At 51.0% G+C, this 19,739-nt stretch carries 15 protein-coding genes and 1 tRNA gene; 9 read left to right on the top strand and 7 right to left on the bottom strand.

What is annotated here, in order from left to right; translation table 11 throughout:
• Positions 1-437: 437 nt before the first annotated feature.
• Together JM656_RS03945 and JM656_RS03940 are read right to left on the bottom strand one after the other, a co-directional pair.
• A complete protein-coding gene (locus tag JM656_RS03945) occupies positions 438-839 on the bottom strand; it encodes a hypothetical protein (RefSeq protein WP_203360094.1) in 402 nt (133 codons plus the stop codon).
• A complete protein-coding gene (locus tag JM656_RS03940) occupies positions 818-2,185 on the bottom strand; it encodes an MFS transporter (RefSeq protein WP_203360093.1) in 1,368 nt (455 codons plus the stop codon). Before JM656_RS03940 ends, JM656_RS03945 begins: the two co-directional genes overlap by 22 nt.
• A gap of 90 nt (positions 2,186-2,275) precedes the next feature.
• On the opposite strand from JM656_RS03940, the gene JM656_RS03935 reads away from it, so the two are divergent.
• The gene (locus JM656_RS03935; RefSeq protein ID WP_203360092.1) at positions 2,276-3,163 is read left to right on the top strand and encodes a LysR family transcriptional regulator; all 888 of its coding nucleotides are present in this window, start codon (positions 2,276-2,278) and stop codon (positions 3,161-3,163) included.
• Between the two features lie 340 nt (positions 3,164-3,503).
• Here the strand turns inward: JM656_RS03935 and JM656_RS03930 are convergent, their stop codons facing one another.
• The 3 genes from JM656_RS03930 to actS all read right to left on the bottom strand — a co-directional run bounded on the left by JM656_RS03930 (position 3,504) and on the right by actS (position 5,541).
• On the bottom strand, positions 3,504-4,331 hold the full coding sequence (locus tag JM656_RS03930) for a hypothetical protein (protein ID WP_203360091.1): 828 nt from the start codon (positions 4,329-4,331) through the stop codon (positions 3,504-3,506).
• A 298-nt stretch (positions 4,332-4,629) separates the two neighbouring features.
• A tRNA-Gly gene (locus tag JM656_RS03925) sits at positions 4,630-4,703 on the bottom strand.
• Between the two features lie 79 nt (positions 4,704-4,782).
• Positions 4,783-5,541 (bottom strand): amidase activator ActS, encoded by a 759-nt coding sequence (gene actS, locus JM656_RS03920; RefSeq protein WP_203360090.1) that lies wholly within the window; start codon positions 5,539-5,541, stop codon positions 4,783-4,785.
• A 317-nt stretch (positions 5,542-5,858) separates the two neighbouring features.
• On the opposite strand from actS, the gene xdhA reads away from it, so the two are divergent.
• The 3 genes from xdhA to xdhC are packed head-to-tail and all read left to right on the top strand — an operon-like array spanning position 5,859 to position 9,524.
• Positions 5,859-8,159 carry a xanthine dehydrogenase molybdenum-binding subunit XdhA gene (xdhA, locus tag JM656_RS03915; RefSeq protein ID WP_203360089.1) on the top strand — a complete coding sequence of 767 codons (2,301 nt, stop codon included), beginning with the start codon at positions 5,859-5,861 and terminating at the stop codon, positions 8,157-8,159.
• A gap of 10 nt (positions 8,160-8,169) precedes the next feature.
• Positions 8,170-9,048 (top strand): xanthine dehydrogenase FAD-binding subunit XdhB, encoded by an 879-nt coding sequence (xdhB, locus tag JM656_RS03910; protein ID WP_203360088.1) that lies wholly within the window; start codon positions 8,170-8,172, stop codon positions 9,046-9,048.
• Positions 9,045-9,524, top strand: a complete 480-nt coding sequence (xdhC, locus tag JM656_RS03905; protein WP_203360087.1) for a xanthine dehydrogenase iron sulfur-binding subunit XdhC — start codon at positions 9,045-9,047, stop codon at positions 9,522-9,524. Before xdhB ends, xdhC begins: the two co-directional genes overlap by 4 nt.
• A 40-nt stretch (positions 9,525-9,564) precedes the next feature.
• On the opposite strand, the gene JM656_RS03900 is transcribed toward xdhC, so the two are convergent.
• Positions 9,565-11,343: a sigma-54-dependent Fis family transcriptional regulator gene (locus JM656_RS03900; RefSeq protein ID WP_203360086.1), complete on the bottom strand. Its 1,779-nt coding sequence runs from the start codon at positions 11,341-11,343 to the stop codon at positions 9,565-9,567.
• Positions 11,344-11,828: 485 nt separating this feature from the next.
• Between JM656_RS03900 and ygeW the strand changes: the two genes are divergently transcribed.
• From ygeW to arcC, 5 genes are read left to right on the top strand one after another with little or no spacing between them, the layout of a single operon-like run.
• The gene (ygeW, locus tag JM656_RS03895) at positions 11,829-13,016 is read left to right on the top strand and encodes a knotted carbamoyltransferase YgeW (RefSeq protein WP_192613383.1); all 1,188 of its coding nucleotides are present in this window, start codon (positions 11,829-11,831) and stop codon (positions 13,014-13,016) included.
• Between the two features lie 57 nt (positions 13,017-13,073).
• Positions 13,074-14,270, top strand: coding sequence for a diaminopropionate ammonia-lyase (dpaL, locus tag JM656_RS03890; RefSeq protein ID WP_203360085.1), 1,197 nt, complete (start codon positions 13,074-13,076; stop codon positions 14,268-14,270).
• Positions 14,271-14,327: 57 nt separating this feature from the next.
• Positions 14,328-15,539: a YgeY family selenium metabolism-linked hydrolase gene (locus JM656_RS03885; protein ID WP_203360084.1), complete on the top strand. Its 1,212-nt coding sequence runs from the start codon at positions 14,328-14,330 to the stop codon at positions 15,537-15,539.
• A 52-nt stretch (positions 15,540-15,591) separates the two neighbouring features.
• Complete coding sequence (gene hydA / locus JM656_RS03880; protein ID WP_203360083.1) at positions 15,592-16,977, top strand: dihydropyrimidinase; 1,386 nt, start codon at positions 15,592-15,594, stop codon at positions 16,975-16,977.
• 52 nt (positions 16,978-17,029) lie between these two features.
• A complete protein-coding gene (gene arcC / locus JM656_RS03875) occupies positions 17,030-17,962 on the top strand; it encodes a carbamate kinase (RefSeq protein WP_203360082.1) in 933 nt (310 codons plus the stop codon).
• A 104-nt stretch (positions 17,963-18,066) separates the two neighbouring features.
• On the opposite strand, the gene yqeB is transcribed toward arcC, so the two are convergent.
• A complete protein-coding gene (gene yqeB, locus JM656_RS03870) occupies positions 18,067-19,692 on the bottom strand; it encodes a selenium-dependent molybdenum cofactor biosynthesis protein YqeB (protein ID WP_203360081.1) in 1,626 nt (541 codons plus the stop codon).
• Between the last annotated feature and the right edge of the window lie 47 nt (positions 19,693-19,739).

Below are 19,739 nucleotides of genomic sequence, written 5' to 3'. Positions count from 1 at the left end.
GGATATCAGCCTTCTCCTGAAAACAATCGTTGCCGCGATCCTTGTTCTGTGGGCCGTTGATGCTCTAAGGACAAAGCGAAAAAAAGAGCATAGCGACCCTGCTATTGCAGAGGCTGATGCCAGAGAACGGCATCAATGGCGCTATGTCCGATGGGGGTTCCGGGTAATACAAATCGCATGTTCAATGTATTTCGTCCTGTCAGCAATTAAGTTCATACTGACATAGCTACGGAATACTGAGTTATTCGAAGATGAGATATTCTGATAATTAACCTCACCCTGCAATCTAACGGCATTTAATGCTCGCCACATAATATCATTCAAAAATCGCAACTACAGCCGCCCTTGAAACATCGAATGTAGTGATGTGATGGACGCCCTTTCCTGTATGTGGTCAGTCAGATTTCGGCACTGTTCAATCTAATATGACTTCATCATCAGTCCGCAATCGCTGTTTCATGCAGATAATGCCAGCAGGGTTGCTCATTCTGGATATCAATCACAGCAACCGACCAGCGAGAGTGCACATTGCCCTCATTGCGATGAGTTTCACGGTAACGGCAAATGACTGAAGACGCCGACAACTGCAGGGTTTCAAAGCTATCAATATCAATGTGCAGGTTCGGGCGACCACCGATGTTATTGCGAAACAGTTTTTCCACCTCCGCAAAACCAATACTCTGTCCTTTCATGGTCACCATTTTGAACGACGGGCTGAAACTGCCGAGCAGGCGATTCAATGCGGCGGGATAATCAGAACGCCCCGCGAACACCTCTTCAATCCATCGATGCAGATCTACTACGCTTTGATGTGCAATTAATTCTCTTTTTGATTGCATAACGACTCCGGTTGTTTATTGAGTGACATAAGAGTAAGCAGGGGCAGCAGGCCAAGCAGCGCAGCAATAAGGAAGGCCGTGTGATAAGCAGATGTTGTCGTGGTGTGTTGCTGCAACAGATTAAACAGCAGTGTAAAAAGCGCAGCACCAACGCTAAATGACATCTGCCGGTTGAGGTTCCAGACCGTGCTGGCCCGGGACAAATGTTCGCCAGTGAAGTCGATCATCGCGGTAGTTTGTGCGGTATTTGCGCCAATACCGCCACCTATACCCATTAGCAAATATGCCAGTACCAGCACAGGCAACCCGTAGTCGGCACCCACCAGCGACAATAGCGCAATACCCGCCGCATGGCAGATCAAACCAGGGAGAAAGAGTTTTGCCGCACCAACACGGTTATAGAAACGACCACAGACGCTCATAGCACAGAACGATCCGGCTGCGTACAACACCATCAGTAGCCCGGTTTCACTGGCCCCCCACCCCATCACCTGTTGTAGAAAGAAGATGTTAAGCAGGTTCACACCCGTAAAAATGCCCGGCACGGCGTAATACACCAGCACAGAGAAGCGCATTCGCGGATTGCTCAACACACTGAGATCCACAATAGCATCAGGCTGTCGACGATAATGGCGCACATACAGCGCGGCAAAAATGACGCCCACTATCACCAACCCCAGCGGCAACGCCGGATTTGTCGCATCTGCATAAAGCGACATCCCCATCAACAAAGCCGCCAAAGCAAGGCTTACCAGCGCCAGACCGGCAAGATCCGGGCGTTGGGCTGTGGTTTTCTCAGCTTTAATCCACCACCATGCCAGAGCAGCAGTGAGCAGGCTGAACGGAATATTACACAGGAATACCCAGCGCCAGGAGAAGTGATCAACAATCGCGCCGCCTGCCGCAGGTGAGATCGCGGGTGCGATCAGTGCGACGGCCATAATCAGCGTTGAGATCCTGGCCCGCTCGTTTTTTTGAAACAAACCAAATGTCAGCGCCTGACCGACCGGAATCAATAATCCTCCGCCTGCACCTTGTAAAAAGCGAAATATAATCAACCCGTTAAAGTCGGTTGATAATCCGGCGCACAACGCCCCCACAGTAAATACCGCCATTGAGGCCATCATGGTCATCCGCACCCCTATATGGCTGGCGATCCAGATACTTAATGGGATTATCAGGGTCAGACCTAAAATATAGCTGTTGGCAACCCACGCCACGCTGGATTCAGAGACATGCAACTGACGGGAAATATCCGGCAAGGCGATTGCTGACATAAAAATATTTATGCAATCGATGAAAAAACCGGCTAAAAATAGCGTCGCAACGCGATAACGATATGTCATTTTGACCTCCGCTGCGCAGTCTAGACTGGCTTGACCAGCGGCGTCGATTAAACTAGATTAAACACGTTATTTACTAAAATTTAACGCTTAATGTTTAATCACCTTAATCGAATTCAAACTTTCATCTCCGTTGTAGATTGTGGCTCCTTTACCAAAGCCGCAGAGCGCCTGTTCATCAGCAAGGCAATGGCCAGTATCCATGTGAAATCGCTTGAAGAAGTGCTGAATGTGCCATTGCTCATCCGCAATACGCGCGGCATTTCGCTGACAGAAGCAGGAGAAGTGCTGTACAACGATTTTCGCGAGATCTTCGTCAACATCCAGACTTCCTTGGAAAATATATCCGACAGCCATCGTTCGCTCTCAGGTACGCTAAGTGTTACTTCAACAACTGAATTTGGTGAGTATTATTTGTTGCCGATGATAAGTCAGTTTTGCCAGCTTAATCCGAATTTAAATATTAATTATTATGCCGACTCTTCAATGAATGATTTAGTGACTGAGCGGCTTGATCTGGCAATTCGACTGGGCTCTTTACGCGATTCTTCATTGAAAAGCCGAAAACTGGCAAGTTACCCGATTGTTCTGGTCGCCTCTGCCTGCTGGCTTGAAAATAATCCCCTCAGTTCACCAGAAGATATGAATACCGCGCCGTGGATCGCCAACAGCAATTTACAGGCCCCGACACAATGGACGCTGACAGATGAAAAAGGGCAACCGTTTGATGTCCGCGCAGTTGCCAGATTCCACTCAAATACCTCAACAGCTATTAAATCTATGGCCTGCGCCGGACTCGGTATCGCCGTATTACCCGAATGGCTAGTCAGAGCTGAAATCGCCAGCGGCAAACTGGTACAACTCTTTCCCGATTATAAACTGCCGGTACAAGACATCACTATTGTCTACGCTGGAGACCATCGGATCAGCCTTAAATGCCGCAAGTTTATTGATTACCTGGTACAGAATTTGGAGTTATAAGACTGGGTATGCCGGAAGATCTCGAAATGTGAATGGTACGATTATGCGGGATGGTTACAGTCAAGTTTACGTATCCGGGTCTGCGGGAGTAATTAACCGTAAAGCGCTGTGTAAGGAGTTGAGGATCTGTAACACTGATCTGTGTCGCCTGGAAGTGCAACACTGTTTTGAGTATGCTTTGAGTGTACCACTGGCAAAAAAGCGAACGCTGCGCTAACTGACTGTGTTTTAAAAAGGCTGACCTTAACGGGTTGGCTTTTTTTATTGCCTACAGATTACCAGTTATGAGATATTTTACTTTCCAAACAAGGTGAAAATGTTCACTGCAATATTCATCACATTATTCTTTTAATTTTATAACTTTAGAATCTAATAAGACTTTTTTGTAAATAGCAACAAATTGGCTAACTGTTCCAAGATTTGGTGATAATGGATCATTTGTTAGGAGCGCTGCTAAAGACCATAACAAGGCTTCATAGGCACTATAACAAGTAGATGTCATCTCCTCATAATCAACCATATAATTGACAGGCATCGCATCCCCAGCATAAAGAAGGGTGTTTCTAAATTCGGCACGTTCTTTAATAAATTGTTTTATTGTCATGCCGTATTTTATTTTCACTTTATCTTCTAATTCTGAATACAATGAATCAACTACTTCATTTTCACCCACATCATCGCCCATAGTGATAAATACAGACAATGGATTTAATGCAAAAATCACTTCTGAGAATGGCAATTGGAACATGAGAACAATTTTACCATCATCATATTTAGGACAAACCTTTAGATCTTGCTCATTTAGACTAGGTATTGGCAAGGCACAATGCCAAAGGATATTCTTCATAAGAAGAAGTACTGGAACAAACATCAACTTAACTTGGTGATTTTTATAACTTTTGACCAATTCAGTATGCTGAGGCATTTTCTCTTTATTGAGTTTCAGCCATTCAAATATTGCAACAACTAACTCCTCTTCTGCTGCAATAAGTCTGATCGAGGCCATCTCAGCATCAATATCTTTTAGTTTTTTTGCCCTCTCTACGTGCATGATTGCATTCACGACGCGTGATAAAACTTTTGTTGGGGCTTTGTCGAAAATTAGATCTACAATCTCTTCACCCACTAACTCATTGAATGAAACAGGTTGAATTTCTGTATATGACATTGAGTGAACCCTTGTTAGCAGATTCAATACTAGGATTAGCCTTAGGTTATCTGGTGTGTGTTGTAGAAACAATACCCTGATTTCAGACAATGGCGACCATAAAGCCCCGTTAGTGGTACAAGCAACAAGCGGAGCGTAGCGACTTCATCACTTCCAGAGTAACTATCCGTGACAACTAACAGTGTACCTTGTGCTGGTAAATCGTCGTTCATTGGTCGAACGTTCACGATAACTTATGTTAAGTAAGCTGTTGAAAGAAAAACGAGTTTAACGAAGGTTTGCCACAAGGGGGAGATGATGGAGCGGGCGAAGGGAATCGAACCCTCGTATAGAGCTTGGGAAGCTCTCGTTCTACCATTGAACTACGCCCGCTTTGAATTGCGTAAGGCATTATAAACCTTACGCTCTTGTTAGCAAGGGACTCGCACACTGACTGGCGATTAATTCGCCGTCAGCATTTTGGTTTACTCCCTTGCGGCGGTAAATATCGCAGAGGATCGATCGCCGTAGCGCGATAGCGGATCTGGAAATGCAGCCGCACGGAAGCGGCGTCAGAGCTCCCCATTGTGGCAATTTTCTGCCCGGCTTTCACGCTTTGCCCGTTATTCACCAGCATCGTGTCGTTATGCGCGTACGCAGTGATGTATTCCTCATTGTGTTTAATCATGATGAGGTTGCCGTAGCCACGCAATTGGTTGCCGACATACACCACCTTCCCTGCGCCCGCCGCATAGATCGGGGTTCCAGACGCGGCGGAAATATCAATCCCTTTATTACCGCCATCCGCTGTCGAATACCGCAGAATAACTTTACCGTTGGCAGGCCATACCCAGCAACGTTGCCCCACCGGAGGCCAGGAAGACTGCGGCACTGCAGAAGACGGTGTAACAGCAGCCGTTTTTGTCGAGGATTTCGTTGTCTTTTTGCTGGATGCAGTACTGGTTTTGGCTCCGCCGCTGACTTTCAGTTTTTGCCCGACTTCAATGGTATAAGGCGGCGAAATTCCGTTAAGACGCGCGATTTCTTTAACGCTGGTTCCCGTCACACGCGAAATGCGATAGAGCGTATCCCCGCGCTTCACAGTATAAACAGAACCAGAATAGCTGCCTGCATCAGAGGATTGATCGCTGGAGCAACCGGCTAATAGCAGCCCCGCGCACAGTAACATCGCAATACTCAGGCTATTTTTGTTCAGGCATCCCGCACTCAAAACCATTCCTCGCAATATTTCCAGACACCCTATAATAACAGCCAGAAGCCGGATGCCCAATGTATTGCGTCCGGAAAGGCTCGCCATGAGCGGTATCACGACGTGACGCCCGTGTATCACAATGATTTGATTAAACTCATAATGATAAGTGGAGTAGACAGAATTCTGCGGTTATTACCATCATGGCAGCGTTATATTTTTAACATCATCACACTTCCCTGACATCCTGCCGCCAATTTGGGCTTCTGGCGTAATTCTTGCCTAATTTGACGAATACATGGCCTTAAGAACCAAATGTTCAAATCAAGGGGACGTCTATGGAAGCGCGGGAAGCAACCGCAACCGGGGAATCATGCATGCGCGTGGATGCCATTGCGAAAGTCACCGGGCGGGCTCGATACACTGATGATTATGTTATGGCGGGCATGTGCTACGCGAAATACGTTCGTAGCCCTATTGCCCATGGTTATGCCGCTAGCATCAACTGTGACCAGGCCAAAAATTTGCCTGGGGTGCTGGCCGTCTTTACCTGGGAGGATGTGCCTGATATTCCGTTTGCGACAGCAGGTCATGCCTGGAGCCTGGATGACAAGAAACGTGATGTTGCCGACCGTTATCTGCTGACCCGCCACGTCCGCCATCACGGGGATGCTGTCGCTATCGTTGTGGCAAGAGATGAATTAACCGCAGAAAAAGCGGCGCTGCTGGTCAGTGTCGAATGGCAATCGTTACCTGTGATTACCACGCCGGAAGCGGCTCTGGCGCCTGACGCCGTCGAGATCCATGCCGGTGGAAATCTGCTTAAACAGAGCGAAATGACGACCGGTAATGTACAGCAAGCGATTGATGCGGCGGACTATAAGATTCAGGGCCGCTATCAGACTCCCGTCATTCAGCATTGCCATATGGAAAGCGTGACCTCTTTTGCCTGGATGGAAGAGGATTCCCGAATTTCGATCGTCTCCAGCACGCAGATCCCCCATATTGTGCGTCGGGTAGTTGGTCAGGCGCTTGGTATTCCGTGGTCGTGCGTTCGTGTTATCAAACCGTATGTCGGCGGTGGTTTTGGCAACAAGCAAGATGTGTTGGAAGAACCGATGGCAGCATTTCTGACCAGCAAACTCGGCGGCATTCCAGTGAAAGTGTCTCTCAGCCGCGAAGAGTGTTTCCTCGCTTCGCGCACCCGCCATGCGTTTACAATTAGCGGGCAACTGGGCATTAACCGTGACGGCACGCTGAAAGGCTACAGTCTTGATGTCCTGTCAAATACCGGTGCTTACGCCTCGCACGGCCACTCCATCGCTTCTGCCGGTGGTAATAAGGTCGCGTATCTTTATCCTCGCAGCGCTTACGCTTACCGCTCCACGACGTGCTACACCAATCTCCCCTCCGCAGGCGCGATGCGCGGATATGGCGCGCCACAGGTGGTATTCGCCGTAGAATCCATGTTGGATGACGCCGCCGCCGCATTAGGCATCGATCCGGTGGATATCCGTTTACGTAATGCTGCCCGAGAGGGAGATTCGAATCCAATAACGGGGAAACGCATCTACAGTGCAGGACTCCCGGAATGTCTGGAAAAAGGCCGCGAACTGTTCGAGTGGGATACGCGCCACGCTGAATGCCAGAACCACCCGCAGGGTAATATCCGTCGGGGGATTGGCGTCGCCTGCTTTAGTTATACATCCAACACCTGGCCTGTGGGGGTCGAGATCTCCGGAGCCCGTCTGTTGATGAATCAGGACGGAACGATCAACGTTCAGAGCGGCGCTACCGAAATTGGTCAGGGGGCCGATACCGTGTTCTCGCAGATGGTGGCTGAAACCGTCGGCGTACCGGTCAGCGATGTGCACGTCATTTCAACACAGGACACCGATATTACGCCGTTCGACCCAGGCGCATTCGCCTCTCGCCAGAGTTATGTTGCCGCTCCGGCACTGCGCAAAGCGGCATTGCAGTTGCGGGAAAAGATCCTGGCGCATGCCGCTGAAATAGTACACCAGTCAGCCATGAGTCTGACGCTGACGGGAGGCAATATCGTCCTCACCGATCGTCCTGACGATCCGTTACTGTCCTTAAAAGAGCTGGCCATGGATTCGTTTTATCATCCGGAGCGCGGCGGTCAGCTGTCAGCTGAATGCTCGGTAAAGACAACCTCGAATCCGCCCGCGTTTGGCTGCACGTTTGTCGATCTGACGGTCGATATCGCGTTGTGCAAGGTCACCATTAACCGAATCCTTAACGTCCACGATTCCGGGCACATCCTGAACCCGTTGCTGGCGAAAGGTCAGGTCCACGGCGGCATGGGGATGGGCATTGGCTGGTCGCTGTTTGAAGAGATGATCATCGATGCAGACAGCGGCATTGTGCGTAATCCCAACCTTCTGGATTACAAAATGCCCACCATGCCCGACCTCCCGCAACTGGAAAGCGCCTTTGTCGAAACGCAGGAGCCGCAATCCGCTTACGGACATAAATCACTGGGTGAGCCCCCCATCATTCCCGTCGCAGCGGCCATTCGCAATGCAGTAAGAATGGCAACAGGCGTAGCCATAGATACGCTGCCCCTGACGCCGAAACGTCTGTTTGAGGAGTTCCATCTGGCAGGTTTGATTTGAGGATATCACCATGTTTGATTTTGCTTCTTACCACCGCGCTTCGGCTATTTCCGATGCCATCAGCCTGCTGACAAACTATCCGCAAGCGAAGCTGCTGGCAGGTGGGACCGACGTGCTCATTCAACTTCATCATCACAATGACCGCTATCGCCATATTGTCGATATTCACAATCTGGCGGAGCTGAAAGGGATTACGCTTACCGATGATGGTGAACTGCGAATAGGCTCCGCCACCACCTTTAACGAACTGATTGAACACCCTTTAACGCAACATCATCTCCCTGCGTTGTGCGCCGCAGCCGCCTCCATCGCCGGACCGCAAATCCGTAACGTCGCCACCTACGGCGGCAATATATGCAACGGCGCGACCAGCGCAGATTCTGCGACGCCAACCTTAATCTATAACGCCACACTTGAGATTCACTCACCAAAAGGGGTGCGTTTCGCCGCGATTAACGGTTTTCACACCGGTCCTGGCAAGGTTTCTCTTGAGCATGATGAAATTCTGGTCGCCTTCCACTTCCCACCGCAGCCTGTAACCCATAGCGGCAGCGCGCATTTTAAATATGCAATGCGTGACGCCATGGATATATCCACGATCGGTTGTGCAGCCTTCTGTCGACTGGATAACAGTAATTTCAGTGAGTTAAGGCTGGCTTTTGGCGTCGCTGCACCAACGCCAATCCGCTGTCAGCATGCCGAACAGACCGCGCAAAATGCACCATTAACCCAGCAAACGCTGGACGCCATCAGCGAAGCCGTCATCCAGGACGTCGCTCCGCGCTCTTCCTGGCGTGCCAGTAAGGAGTTTCGTCTACATCTCATCCAGACAATGACGAAAAAAGTGATCAGTGAAGCCGTCGTCGCGGCGGGGGGAGTACTGCAATGAACCACACCGACAGAATCGCGATGGAATGCGAAATCAATGGCATCCCCTTTCAGCTAAGCATCATGCCGGGGATGCCGCTCTCCGAACTGTTACGCGAACAGGGGTTGCTCAGCGTGAAGCAAGGGTGCTGTGTAGGTGAATGCGGCGCCTGTACCGTACTGGTCGACGGAACGGCCATCGACAGCTGTCTGTATCTGGCCGCATGGGCGGAAGGAAAGCATATCCGCACTCTGGAAGGCGAATCGGTTGGTGGCCAGCTTTCCCACGTTCAAATGGCTTACGCGAAATCCGGCGCCGTACAGTGCGGCTTTTGCACGCCAGGTTTGATCATGGCAACAACCGCGATGCTGGCTAAACCGCGTAATCAGCCGCTAACCATTCTTGAGATCCGCCGCGGCCTGGCTGGGAATCTGTGTCGTTGCACCGGTTATCAGATGATCGTCGATACCGTGCAACGCTGTGAAGAGCAGAAATAATCTACTATCCGGCCTGAGTGCAGGCCGGATAGTAAAAGATTTATACGTTCAACAGCTCATACTTTTTGATCTTGCGATACAGCGTGGCGATACCGATGCCGAGCTCATCTGCCACCTGTTTCTTATTCGAGTGTCGGGACAGCGCTTCACGGATCATCTGTTTTTCCATCTCCTCCAGTGCAGTACCTCCGACATCATCAGACAGCAGATGCGTGGCGCTGGTGGCAACCCCCTCTGAGTCCGGCGTTTTGCCATTGCTGGTAAGATTCGGCGGTAAAAGCGTACTGTCTATCACTTCGCCAGAGGGAACAACGTTAACCAGATACTCCATTAAATTACTCAACTCGCGCAGGTTGCCCGGCCAACGATGGTGCCTGAGCAGAGCCACAACATCCGGTGCGATACCCGGATAAACCAGCCCCAAACGGCGAGTATGCAGATGCAGGAAGTAATGCACCAGCAGTTCGATGTCTTCCTGGCGTTCGCGCAGAGGCGGTAATGTGAGCGGAATGACGTTCAGGCGGTAGAAAAGGTCTTCGCGGAATTTTCCCTCGGCAATGAACTGCCCAAGGTTCTGGTTAGTAGCCGAGATAATGCGGATATCAACCTGCACCGGGCTACTGGCACCGATGGGCAAAACCTCCCTCGCCTCAATGGCCCTTAGCAATTTTGCCTGCAACATTAACGGCATATCGCCAATCTCATCAAGAAACAGCGTTCCGGTATTAGCCGCCTGAATCAAGCCCGTTTTTCCGTTAGCAGACGCACCGGTAAACGCGCCTTTCACATAACCAAACAGTTCACTTTCCAGTAACTGCTCCGGAATAGCAGCACAGTTAATGGCGATAAAGGGTTTATTTCGTCGCTCACTCAGTTTGTGGATAGCCCGGGCAACAACCTCTTTTCCTGTGCCGCTTTCCCCCACAATCATAATGCTGGAAGGACTGGGGGCGATGCGGCCAATCAAACGCTTAAGCTGGCGCATAACCCGACATTCGCCAACCAGTTGCTCAATATGCGGTTCGTCCGGAGCAATCGCCACGGACGAACTGGTATGCGACTGGTGGAATGCCATCAGGAATAATTGCCGCCCCTGAACGCTATGTAACTGACCGATGATCAGCTCGCTTTTATCATCCCATGAGACAATATGTTGCATATGTCCATGGGTGAAATTACTTTCAAACGTTAACGGCCTGAACCTGACTGATTTGCCAACCATATTATTCTGTACAACGCCGAGTATTTTCAGCGCCGTTTGATTAGCAAACTGCACACGGTTATCTTCATCAATAACCAACACGCCCTGATCCATATTCTCAATCATCGTAGAGAATATTTTACTGATACTGTCACTCCCTCCCTGATCCTCCAGAAGTTTCGAAACGAAGATCGTGGATATATGGCGAACGTAATCTGAAAATTCCCGTAGGTTGTCATTGATATGTTCTTGCTGCTCATGCGTTACGGCAATCAGGCTTATCACTCCCACACATCGCTCCTGTAAAATAACCGGGGTTCCCAGGAAGGCCTTCTCACGGCAATTTTCTTTGCTGTCGCACCCTTCGCACAGCGGATCAAATCGGGAATGTGTGACGACTTTTTCTTTTTTTGTTTCCAGAACATAGCTCAGCAGTCTGGAATTGCCGCTCAATTGACGGCCGAGAAATTTTCCATAAGCGCCAGTACCTGCGACGCGGCACAGGTTCTCATCAACGATCTCAACCTCAAGTTGCAAAACGCTGGCAAGCATTCTGGCGAAACGCTGAATTGTCGGTTGAATATGCATCAAAACGGACTGCGTAGTTGCAAGCACCATGTTTTACCTTCCGAATCGCTTAAATGACTGATCATTTAGGACATTTATGGTTCGTAAAATATAATGATATTAACTCAGACAGAATTTACTTTGATAGAAACACGGGCTGTTTATCATTTTCTAATGAAATTATGGAAGAGAAATCACATTTCCATATCAATATGAGAATTACCAGCATTAGTTTATCAAACTGACGAGTCGTAACGTACGTACCAACATTAATTTTTACGACGACCCACAGTGACGAACGCAATATTTAAAAGCCAAACGTTTTCGTTTATTCATTCCTTTATGATGCGCCAGCATAATTTGTGATCAAGAGCACATACAGCCTGACAAAATACCCTTCCGCCGTGATTTATATAATTCTGGCACACTTATTGTTAGTCCCAGGTATGGCTGTGATAACCCCAATCAGGAGGCTTAGTCACAGTGAAACAAAATAAACCGTTTTTTGCCTGTCATTCCACTACCGGGACCTTACGATGAAAACTGTTAATGAGCTGATAAAGGATATCAATTCGCTGACCTCACACCTTCATGAGAAGGACTTTTTGTTAACGTGGGAGCAGACGCCGGACGAACTAAAACAAGTACTGGATGTTGCTGCGGCGCTGAAAATACTGCGTGCCGAGAATATCGCGACGAAAGTCTTCAATAGTGGATTAGGTATCTCTGTTTTCCGCGATAACTCCACCCGTACTCGCTTCTCTTATGCCTCCGCCCTCAACCTGCTCGGTCTGGCTCAGCAGGATCTCGACGAAGGAAAATCACAAATCGCTCACGGTGAAACCGTGCGTGAAACGGCCAACATGATCTCTTTCTGTGCCGATGCTATCGGCATTCGCGACGACATGTATCTTGGCGCAGGCAACGCCTATATGCGCGAAGTCGGCGCCGCACTTGATGACGGTTACAAACAGGGCGTCCTGCCGCAGCGTCCAGCGCTGGTCAACTTACAGTGTGACATCGACCACCCGACCCAGGCGATGGCCGACCTTGCCTGGCTGCGCGAACACTTTGGCTCGCTGGAAAACCTGAAAGGCAAAAAAATTGCCATGACCTGGGCTTACTCACCCAGCTACGGTAAACCCCTTTCCGTACCGCAGGGCATTATCGGTCTGATGACCCGCTTCGGCATGGACGTCACGCTGGCGCACCCTGAAGGCTATGACCTGATCCCAGATGTTATCGAAGTCGCGAAAAACAACGCCAATGCCTCAGGCGGCAGTTTCCGTCAGGTCACCAGTATGGAAGAGGCATTCAAGGACGCCGACATCGTTTATCCGAAGTCATGGGCCCCGTACAAAGTGATGGAAAAACGCACGGAACTTCTGCGCGCTGACGATCACGCAGCCCTGAAAGATCTGGAAAAACAGTGTCTGGAACAGAACGCGAAGCATAAAGACTGGCACTGCACTGAAGAGATGATGAAGCTCACCCGCGATGGTGAGGCACTTTACATGCACTGCCTGCCAGCAGATATCAGCGGAGTCTCCTGTAAAGAGGGGGAGGTCACCGAGGAAGTGTTCGAAAAATACCGCATTGCCACCTACAAAGAAGCCAGTTGGAAACCGTACATCATCGCCGCGATGATCCTGTCCCGTAAATATCCAAAACCAGGCGCATTGCTTGAGCAATTGCTGAAAGAAGCACAAGTACGCATGAAATAAAATCCCGAGCCGACCTGCCGGTCGGCTCTCCATTCCTGGAGGCCAAAAGGATAGGATATGTCCGTGTTCTCATTGAAGATCGATATTGCCGATAACCATTTTTATACTGGCGAAACGTCACCGCTCTTTTCGCAGAAACAAGCCAGAGTGGCACGCCAGTTCCACCAGAAAATCGCAGGATATCATCCGACGCCGCTCCGCGCGCTGGACTGCCTTGCCAACCTCTTTGGCGTGAAAAAAATCCTCGTCAAAGATGAATCACAACGTTTTGGACTTAACGCATTCAAGATGCTCGGTGGTGCCTACGCCATCGCCCGACTGCTCTGCGAAAAATATCATCTTGATATAGAGACGCTGTCCTTCGAGCAGCTCAAAAAAACCATTGGCGAAAAAATGACGTTCGCCACAACCACTGACGGTAACCATGGTCGTGGCATCGCATGGGCAGCCCAGCAGCTCGGGCAAAATGCGGTTATTTACATGCCTAAGGGCTCAGCCCAGGAACGGGTTGATGCCATTCTCAACCTCGGGGCAGAGTGTATTGTCACCGACATGAACTATGACGATACCGTTCGCCTGACCCTGCAGCATGCCCAACAAAATGGCTGGGAAGTGGTACAGGATACCGCCTGGGAAGGCTACACCAAAACCCCCACCTGGATTATGCAGGGCTACGCCACTCTGGCTGATGAAGCAGTGGAGCAGATGCGTGAAATGGGCGTCACGCCTACCCACGTTCTGCTGCAAGCTGGCGTTGGCGCAATGGCGGGCGGCGTACTGGGCTACCTGGTGGATGTCTACACTCCGCAACAGCTACGCAGCATCATCGTCGAGCCGGATAAAGCCGACTGCATTTATCGTTCAGGCGTAAAAGGCGACATCGTTAATGTCGGCGGCGATATGGCCACCATCATGGCCGGTCTGGCCTGTGGTGAACCGAACCCGCTCGGCTGGGAAATTTTGCGTAACTGCTCAACACAATTTATCTCCTGCCAGGACAGCGTTGCCGCGCTGGGGATGCGCGTGTTGGGCAATCCATTGGGCAACGATCCGCGAGTCATCTCTGGCGAGTCAGGCGCTGTTGGCTTAGGCGTTCTGGCGGCGGTTCACCACCACCCGTTGCGTCAGACCTTGATGGAAAAATTGGCGTTGAATAAAGACTCCGTCGTGCTGGTTATCAGTACTGAAGGCGATACCGATGTGAAGCACTATCGTGAAGTCGTCTGGGAAGGCAAACATCCGGTCGCACCGTAATCACCCTATTGGAACAGACTCCGTAGGAGATACGGGGTTAAATACTGGAGAAAAATAATGGCTAAGCACATTCCATTCAAATTGATTCTGGAAAAAGCAAAAGACTACCAGGCCGATATGACGCGCTTCCTGCGCGATATGGTCGCCATCCCCAGCGAAAGCTGTGATGAAAAACGCGTCATACATCGTATTAAAGAAGAGATGGAAAAAGTCGGCTTCGATAAAGTAGAAATCGATCCGATGGGCAACATCCTCGGCTATATCGGTCACGGCCCACGCCTGGTCGCCATGGACGCCCACATTGATACCGTAGGTATCGGTAATATCAAAAACTGGGAATTTGATCCCTATAAAGGGATGGAAACCGATGAACTGATCGGCGGGCGCGGCACTTCCGATCAGGAAGGCGGTATGGCGTCAATGGTTTACGCTGGCAAGATCATTAAAGATCTCGGTCTGGAAGATGAATACACGCTGCTTGTCACCGGTACGGTGCAAGAAGAAGACTGCGATGGCCTGTGCTGGCAGTACATCATCGAGCAGTCAGGCATCCGTCCGGAATTCGTCGTGAGTACCGAACCTACCGATTGCCAGGTGTATCGCGGACAACGCGGCCGTATGGAAATTCGCATCGATGTGCAGGGTGTCAGTTGCCACGGTTCGGCGCCGGAACGCGGAGATAACGCCATCTTCAAAATGGGCCCGATCCTCAACGAATTGCAGGAACTCTCACAACATCTGGGCTATGACGAATTCCTCGGTAAAGGCACGCTGACCGTTTCTGAAATCTTCTTCACGTCACCCAGTCGCTGTGCCGTTGCAGACAGCTGCGCTGTTTCTATCGACCGCCGCCTGACCTGGGGTGAAACCTGGGAAGGTGCGCTGGATGAAATCCGTGCCCTGCCTGCGGTCAAGAGCGCAAACGCCGTGGTCTCCATGTACAACTACGACCGTCCATCCTGGACCGGGCTGGTTTACCCGACCGAATGCTACTTCCCGACCTGGAAAGTAGAAGAAGATCATTTCACTGTTAAAGCGCTTGTCAGCGCCTATGAAGGGCTGTTTGGTAAAACGCCGGTCGTTGATAAATGGACCTTCTCTACCAACGGTGTCTCGATCATGGGACGTCACGGAATCCCGGTCATCGGCTTTGGACCAGGCAAAGAACCAGAAGCGCATGCGCCGAACGAGAAAACCTGGAAATCTCATCTGGTCACCTGCGCGGCAATGTACGCCGCTATTCCACTGAGCTGGCTGGCAACACAGTAATTTTTCTTCAGGCGTCTCCCTCCGGCTCGCCGGGGGGAACATGGAGTCTGCTATGCGCGTATTAATCAAAAATGGCACTGTCGTTAACGCTGACGGACAAGCAAAACAAGACTTACTGATTGAGAACGGCATCGTACGCCAACTGGACACAGAAATTACGCCACAGCTCCCCTGTGAAGTTATTGACGCGGCTGGCTGTTACGTTTTCCCCGGTGGCGTGGATGTACATACACATTTCAATATTGACGTAGGACTCGCCCGTAGCTGTGATGATTTTTTTACCGGTACCCGCGCGGCGGCGTGTGGCGGTACAACAACCATTATCGACCATATGGGATTTGGGCCGACAGAATGCCGGTTGCGTCATCAACTGGAGGTTTATCACGGTTATGCCGCGCACAAAGCGGTGATCGATTACAGCTTCCACGGCGTCATTCAGCATATCAATCACGCCATCCTCGATGAGATCCCGATGATGTTGGATGAGGGGATCAGCAGTTTCAAACTGTATCTGACCTATCAGTACAAACTCAACGATGACGAAACGCTGCAGGCACTGCGCCGTTTGCATGAGTCCGGCGCACTGACCACCGTACATCCGGAAAATGACGCCGCTATCGCCAGTAAACGCGCTGAATTTATCGCAGCAGGGTTAACGTCCCCACGCTATCACGCGCTGAGTAGACCGCTGGAGTGTGAAGCTGAAGCTATCGCCAGGATGATCAATCTTGCGCAGCTCGCCGGCAACGCACCGCTGTATATCGTCCACTTATCCAACGGATTAGGGCTGGACTATTTACGCCTGGCCAGAGCCAACCATCAACCTGTGTGGGTAGAGACTTGTCCGCAGTATCTCCTGCTCGATGAGCGTCGTTATGACGCAGAAGACGGCTTGAAATTCATACTCAGCCCACCGTTACGCAATGTCCGCGAGCAGGACAAACTCTGGTGCGGCATCAGCGACGGCGCGGTCGATGTGGTAGCAACCGATCACTGTACATTTTCGATGGCGCAGCGCCAGCAGATCTCCGGCGGAGATTTCAGCCGTTGCCCCAATGGGTTACCCGGTGTGGAAAACCGTATGCAGCTCCTCTTCTCCCACGGCGTAATGAGCGGACGCATTACGCCAGAGCGCTTTGTCGATTTAACCAGCGCAATGCCCGCCAGACTGTTCGGTCTGTGGCCGCAAAAAGGGCGGCTGGCGCCAGGTTCTGATGGCGATGTGGTCATTATCGATCCGCGGCAACGCCAGGAGATTCGCCATACCGACCTGCACGATAACGCCGGTTACTCCCCCTGGGAGGGGTTCCACTGTCAGGGAACGATTGTCAGAACACTCTCCCGTGGCGAAACCCTCTTCTGCGACGGTGTCTTTACCGGTAAAGCGGGTCGTGGGCGATTCCTGCGACGCAAATCGTTTACGCCTCCCGCGATGTAACGGCAGCCCGGGATTCATGAAACAGACAACTGAATAAAATGAGTGAGGAAAAATGAGTAAGAAAATTGTTCTCGCGCTGGGCGGCAATGCGTTGGGAGACGATCTGGCGGGACAGATGCAGGCGGTTAAAATTACCTCTCAGGCCATTGTGGATTTAATTGCGCAAGGCCATCAGGTGATTGTCACCCACGGCAATGGACCTCAGGTAGGGATGATCAACCAAGCATTTGAAGCCGCAGCAAAAACTGAAGCGCATTCCCCGATGCTGCCGATGTCCGTCTGTGTGGCGTTGAGCCAGGGCTATATCGGCTACGATCTGCAAAACGCGCTACGCGAAGAGTTGCTCTCTCGCGGTATGCACAATCCGGTTGCAACGCTGGTGACTCAGGTAGAAGTCGACGCCAACGATCCCGCCTTCCTCAACCCGACCAAACCGATCGGTTCGTTCTTCACTCAGCAGGAAGCAGAGCAACTGGAGAAGCAAGGTTATACGCTAAAAGAAGATGCGGGTCGTGGTTACCGCCGCGTAGTCGCATCCCCTAAACCGGTAGACATTATCGAAAAAGAGACGGTCAAAGCGTTGGTTGAAGCGGGTCAGGTCGTTATTACGGTTGGCGGCGGCGGTATTCCGGTGATCCGTGAAGGTTATCATCTACGTGGCGCCAGCGCTGTCATTGACAAGGACTGGGCCAGTGCCCGACTGGCAGAGATTATCGATGCGGATATGCTCATCATCCTGACTGCTGTTGAAAAAGTGGCGATTAACTTTGGTAAAGAAAATGAACAGTGGCTGGATCGCCTGTCACTAAACGATGCAGAGCGTTTTATCAACGAAGGCCATTTTGCCAAAGGATCAATGCTGCCAAAAGTCGAAGCAGCTGCCGCATTTGCCCGTTCACGTCCAGGACGCGAATCCTTGATTACGGTGTTGAGCAAAGCGAAAGAAGGGATTGAAGGGAAAACCGGCACGGTCATTTGCCAGTAACCCGTTCGCCAGGTAGCAACTCTAACACGTCTTATCGGGCCTACATTGCGAACATATGCTGTAGGTCCGATAAGATAAGCACAGAACCCGCCGGCGATTCGGCGTCAGGCAACTTCCAGTACTTCCTTAGTCGATTTCACGCCCTGATGCATCAGCATCATTAAGGCCTCCAGTACACCGCCGCCAATTGCTCTTGCTTTATCGGATACGCTGGTAAAATCAGCCGTCTCTCCACGGGGGTCAATATCGCCGATTTTAAAACCGCCCACGGCCGCCAGCCCGTCATTTAATAATCCACGCACCATTCCCGACAGCGGCGCTTTAATTTCACTTTCGCCAACCCAGGCAATCACGTCGCCCTCTTCCACCAGGTCGCCTAATTTAACGTTGGTTCGCATGATGCCCGTAGCTGGTGCACGAATCACGCGCCGGGAAGTATGTCCCATAATATTTCCAGGAACGCCAGTGTTTTCCTGCGCGCAACCGGCGTAAATGACTTGTCCAAGCCAGTGCCCGCGATTTGTTTCAATCACCGCATCACAGTCTTCGCCCGCAGTAAATCCAGGCCCAAGAGCAATCGTCACTGGTGCCATATCAGAGCGTGTACCGAGGTTTTGTTTTGCCAGAATAGCATCCACCACGCAAACAGGTTTCAGCGTATCAATCAGCGTACAGGCAGGATCAATCAATACGGGAATAAAACCGCGATCCGACAGCATGACGGCGTCCTCTGAGGTGGTTGCCAGCCGCGCCGTTACGCCTTCTACCGTCATCTCCCCATCGAATACAGCCTGAGCAAATGCTACGCTACGGCGAATCACCGTCGGTTTTTCCACCTCCAGCATGATCACTTTGAATCCGGCATGGAACAAACGCAACGCCACACCACTGGCGATATCCCCCGCACCACGAATCACCACACGTTGATGTCCAGACGGATGCGCCGCCCGCATCATCAACCCACCAGGCGCATTGTTTTTAACCTGTAGGATCTCCGCCAGCACGCTTACAGCAATCTCCTGCGGCGTTTCAGCGCCAATGTTATAACCCACCGGAGCATGCAGGCGGGCAATGTGTTCTTCACTGACGCCTTTTTCCCGCAACTGGCGCATGAAAAGTTGGACCTTGCGGCGGCTCGCCAACAAGCCGAGCCATGCAATGGGTCGTTCGATCAGCTTATCCAGCGCTTCCCGATCCTGATTGTTCGTCGCGATGAGTACAAAATTATCTTCCCGGATATCCAGTGCATCCACTGCGGCGGCAAAGGAGTCGGCATGCAACAAGTGGACAGAAGGAGGAAAGGAATCCGGGTTTAAACTGTCGCGATAGATATCCGCCACGGCAATATCAAACCCCAACAGCGCTGCGCCCTGCGCGATTGCGCGATTCACATGCCCGGCACCAATTAGTACCAGACGAGGTCGCAGACCGTGCACACTAATAAACACTGACATCGCGCCCCCGCAATCCGATCCCACGGCATCAGCGCCGTTACGCGCCATCCGCCCATGAAACAGACGCGGTTTTCTTTCTTGCAACGCCTGTAGCGCTTCATCAATAACTTTTCGTTCTACCATCCCACCGCCAATGGTACCGATGATAGACCCATCCTGACGTACCAGCATTTGTGCGGAATGGCGGGGTGTTGAACCCCGGCTATCAACAATTTGCGCCAGCGCAAATGGACAATTTAGCGATTCAAGTCTTGCAGCCTCTGTGAAAATATTCATAAAAACCTCAATGGATATCCTTTCGGTAACCCGGTTTCCCGGGGTCG

The sequence above is a fragment of the Citrobacter sp. R56 genome (assembly GCF_016811995.1).
GTDB lineage: Bacteria > Pseudomonadota > Gammaproteobacteria > Enterobacterales > Enterobacteriaceae > Citrobacter_D > Citrobacter_D enshiensis.
The sequence above is the reverse complement of the archived record's forward strand: the minus strand, read 5'-3'. Positions and strand labels throughout refer to the sequence as shown.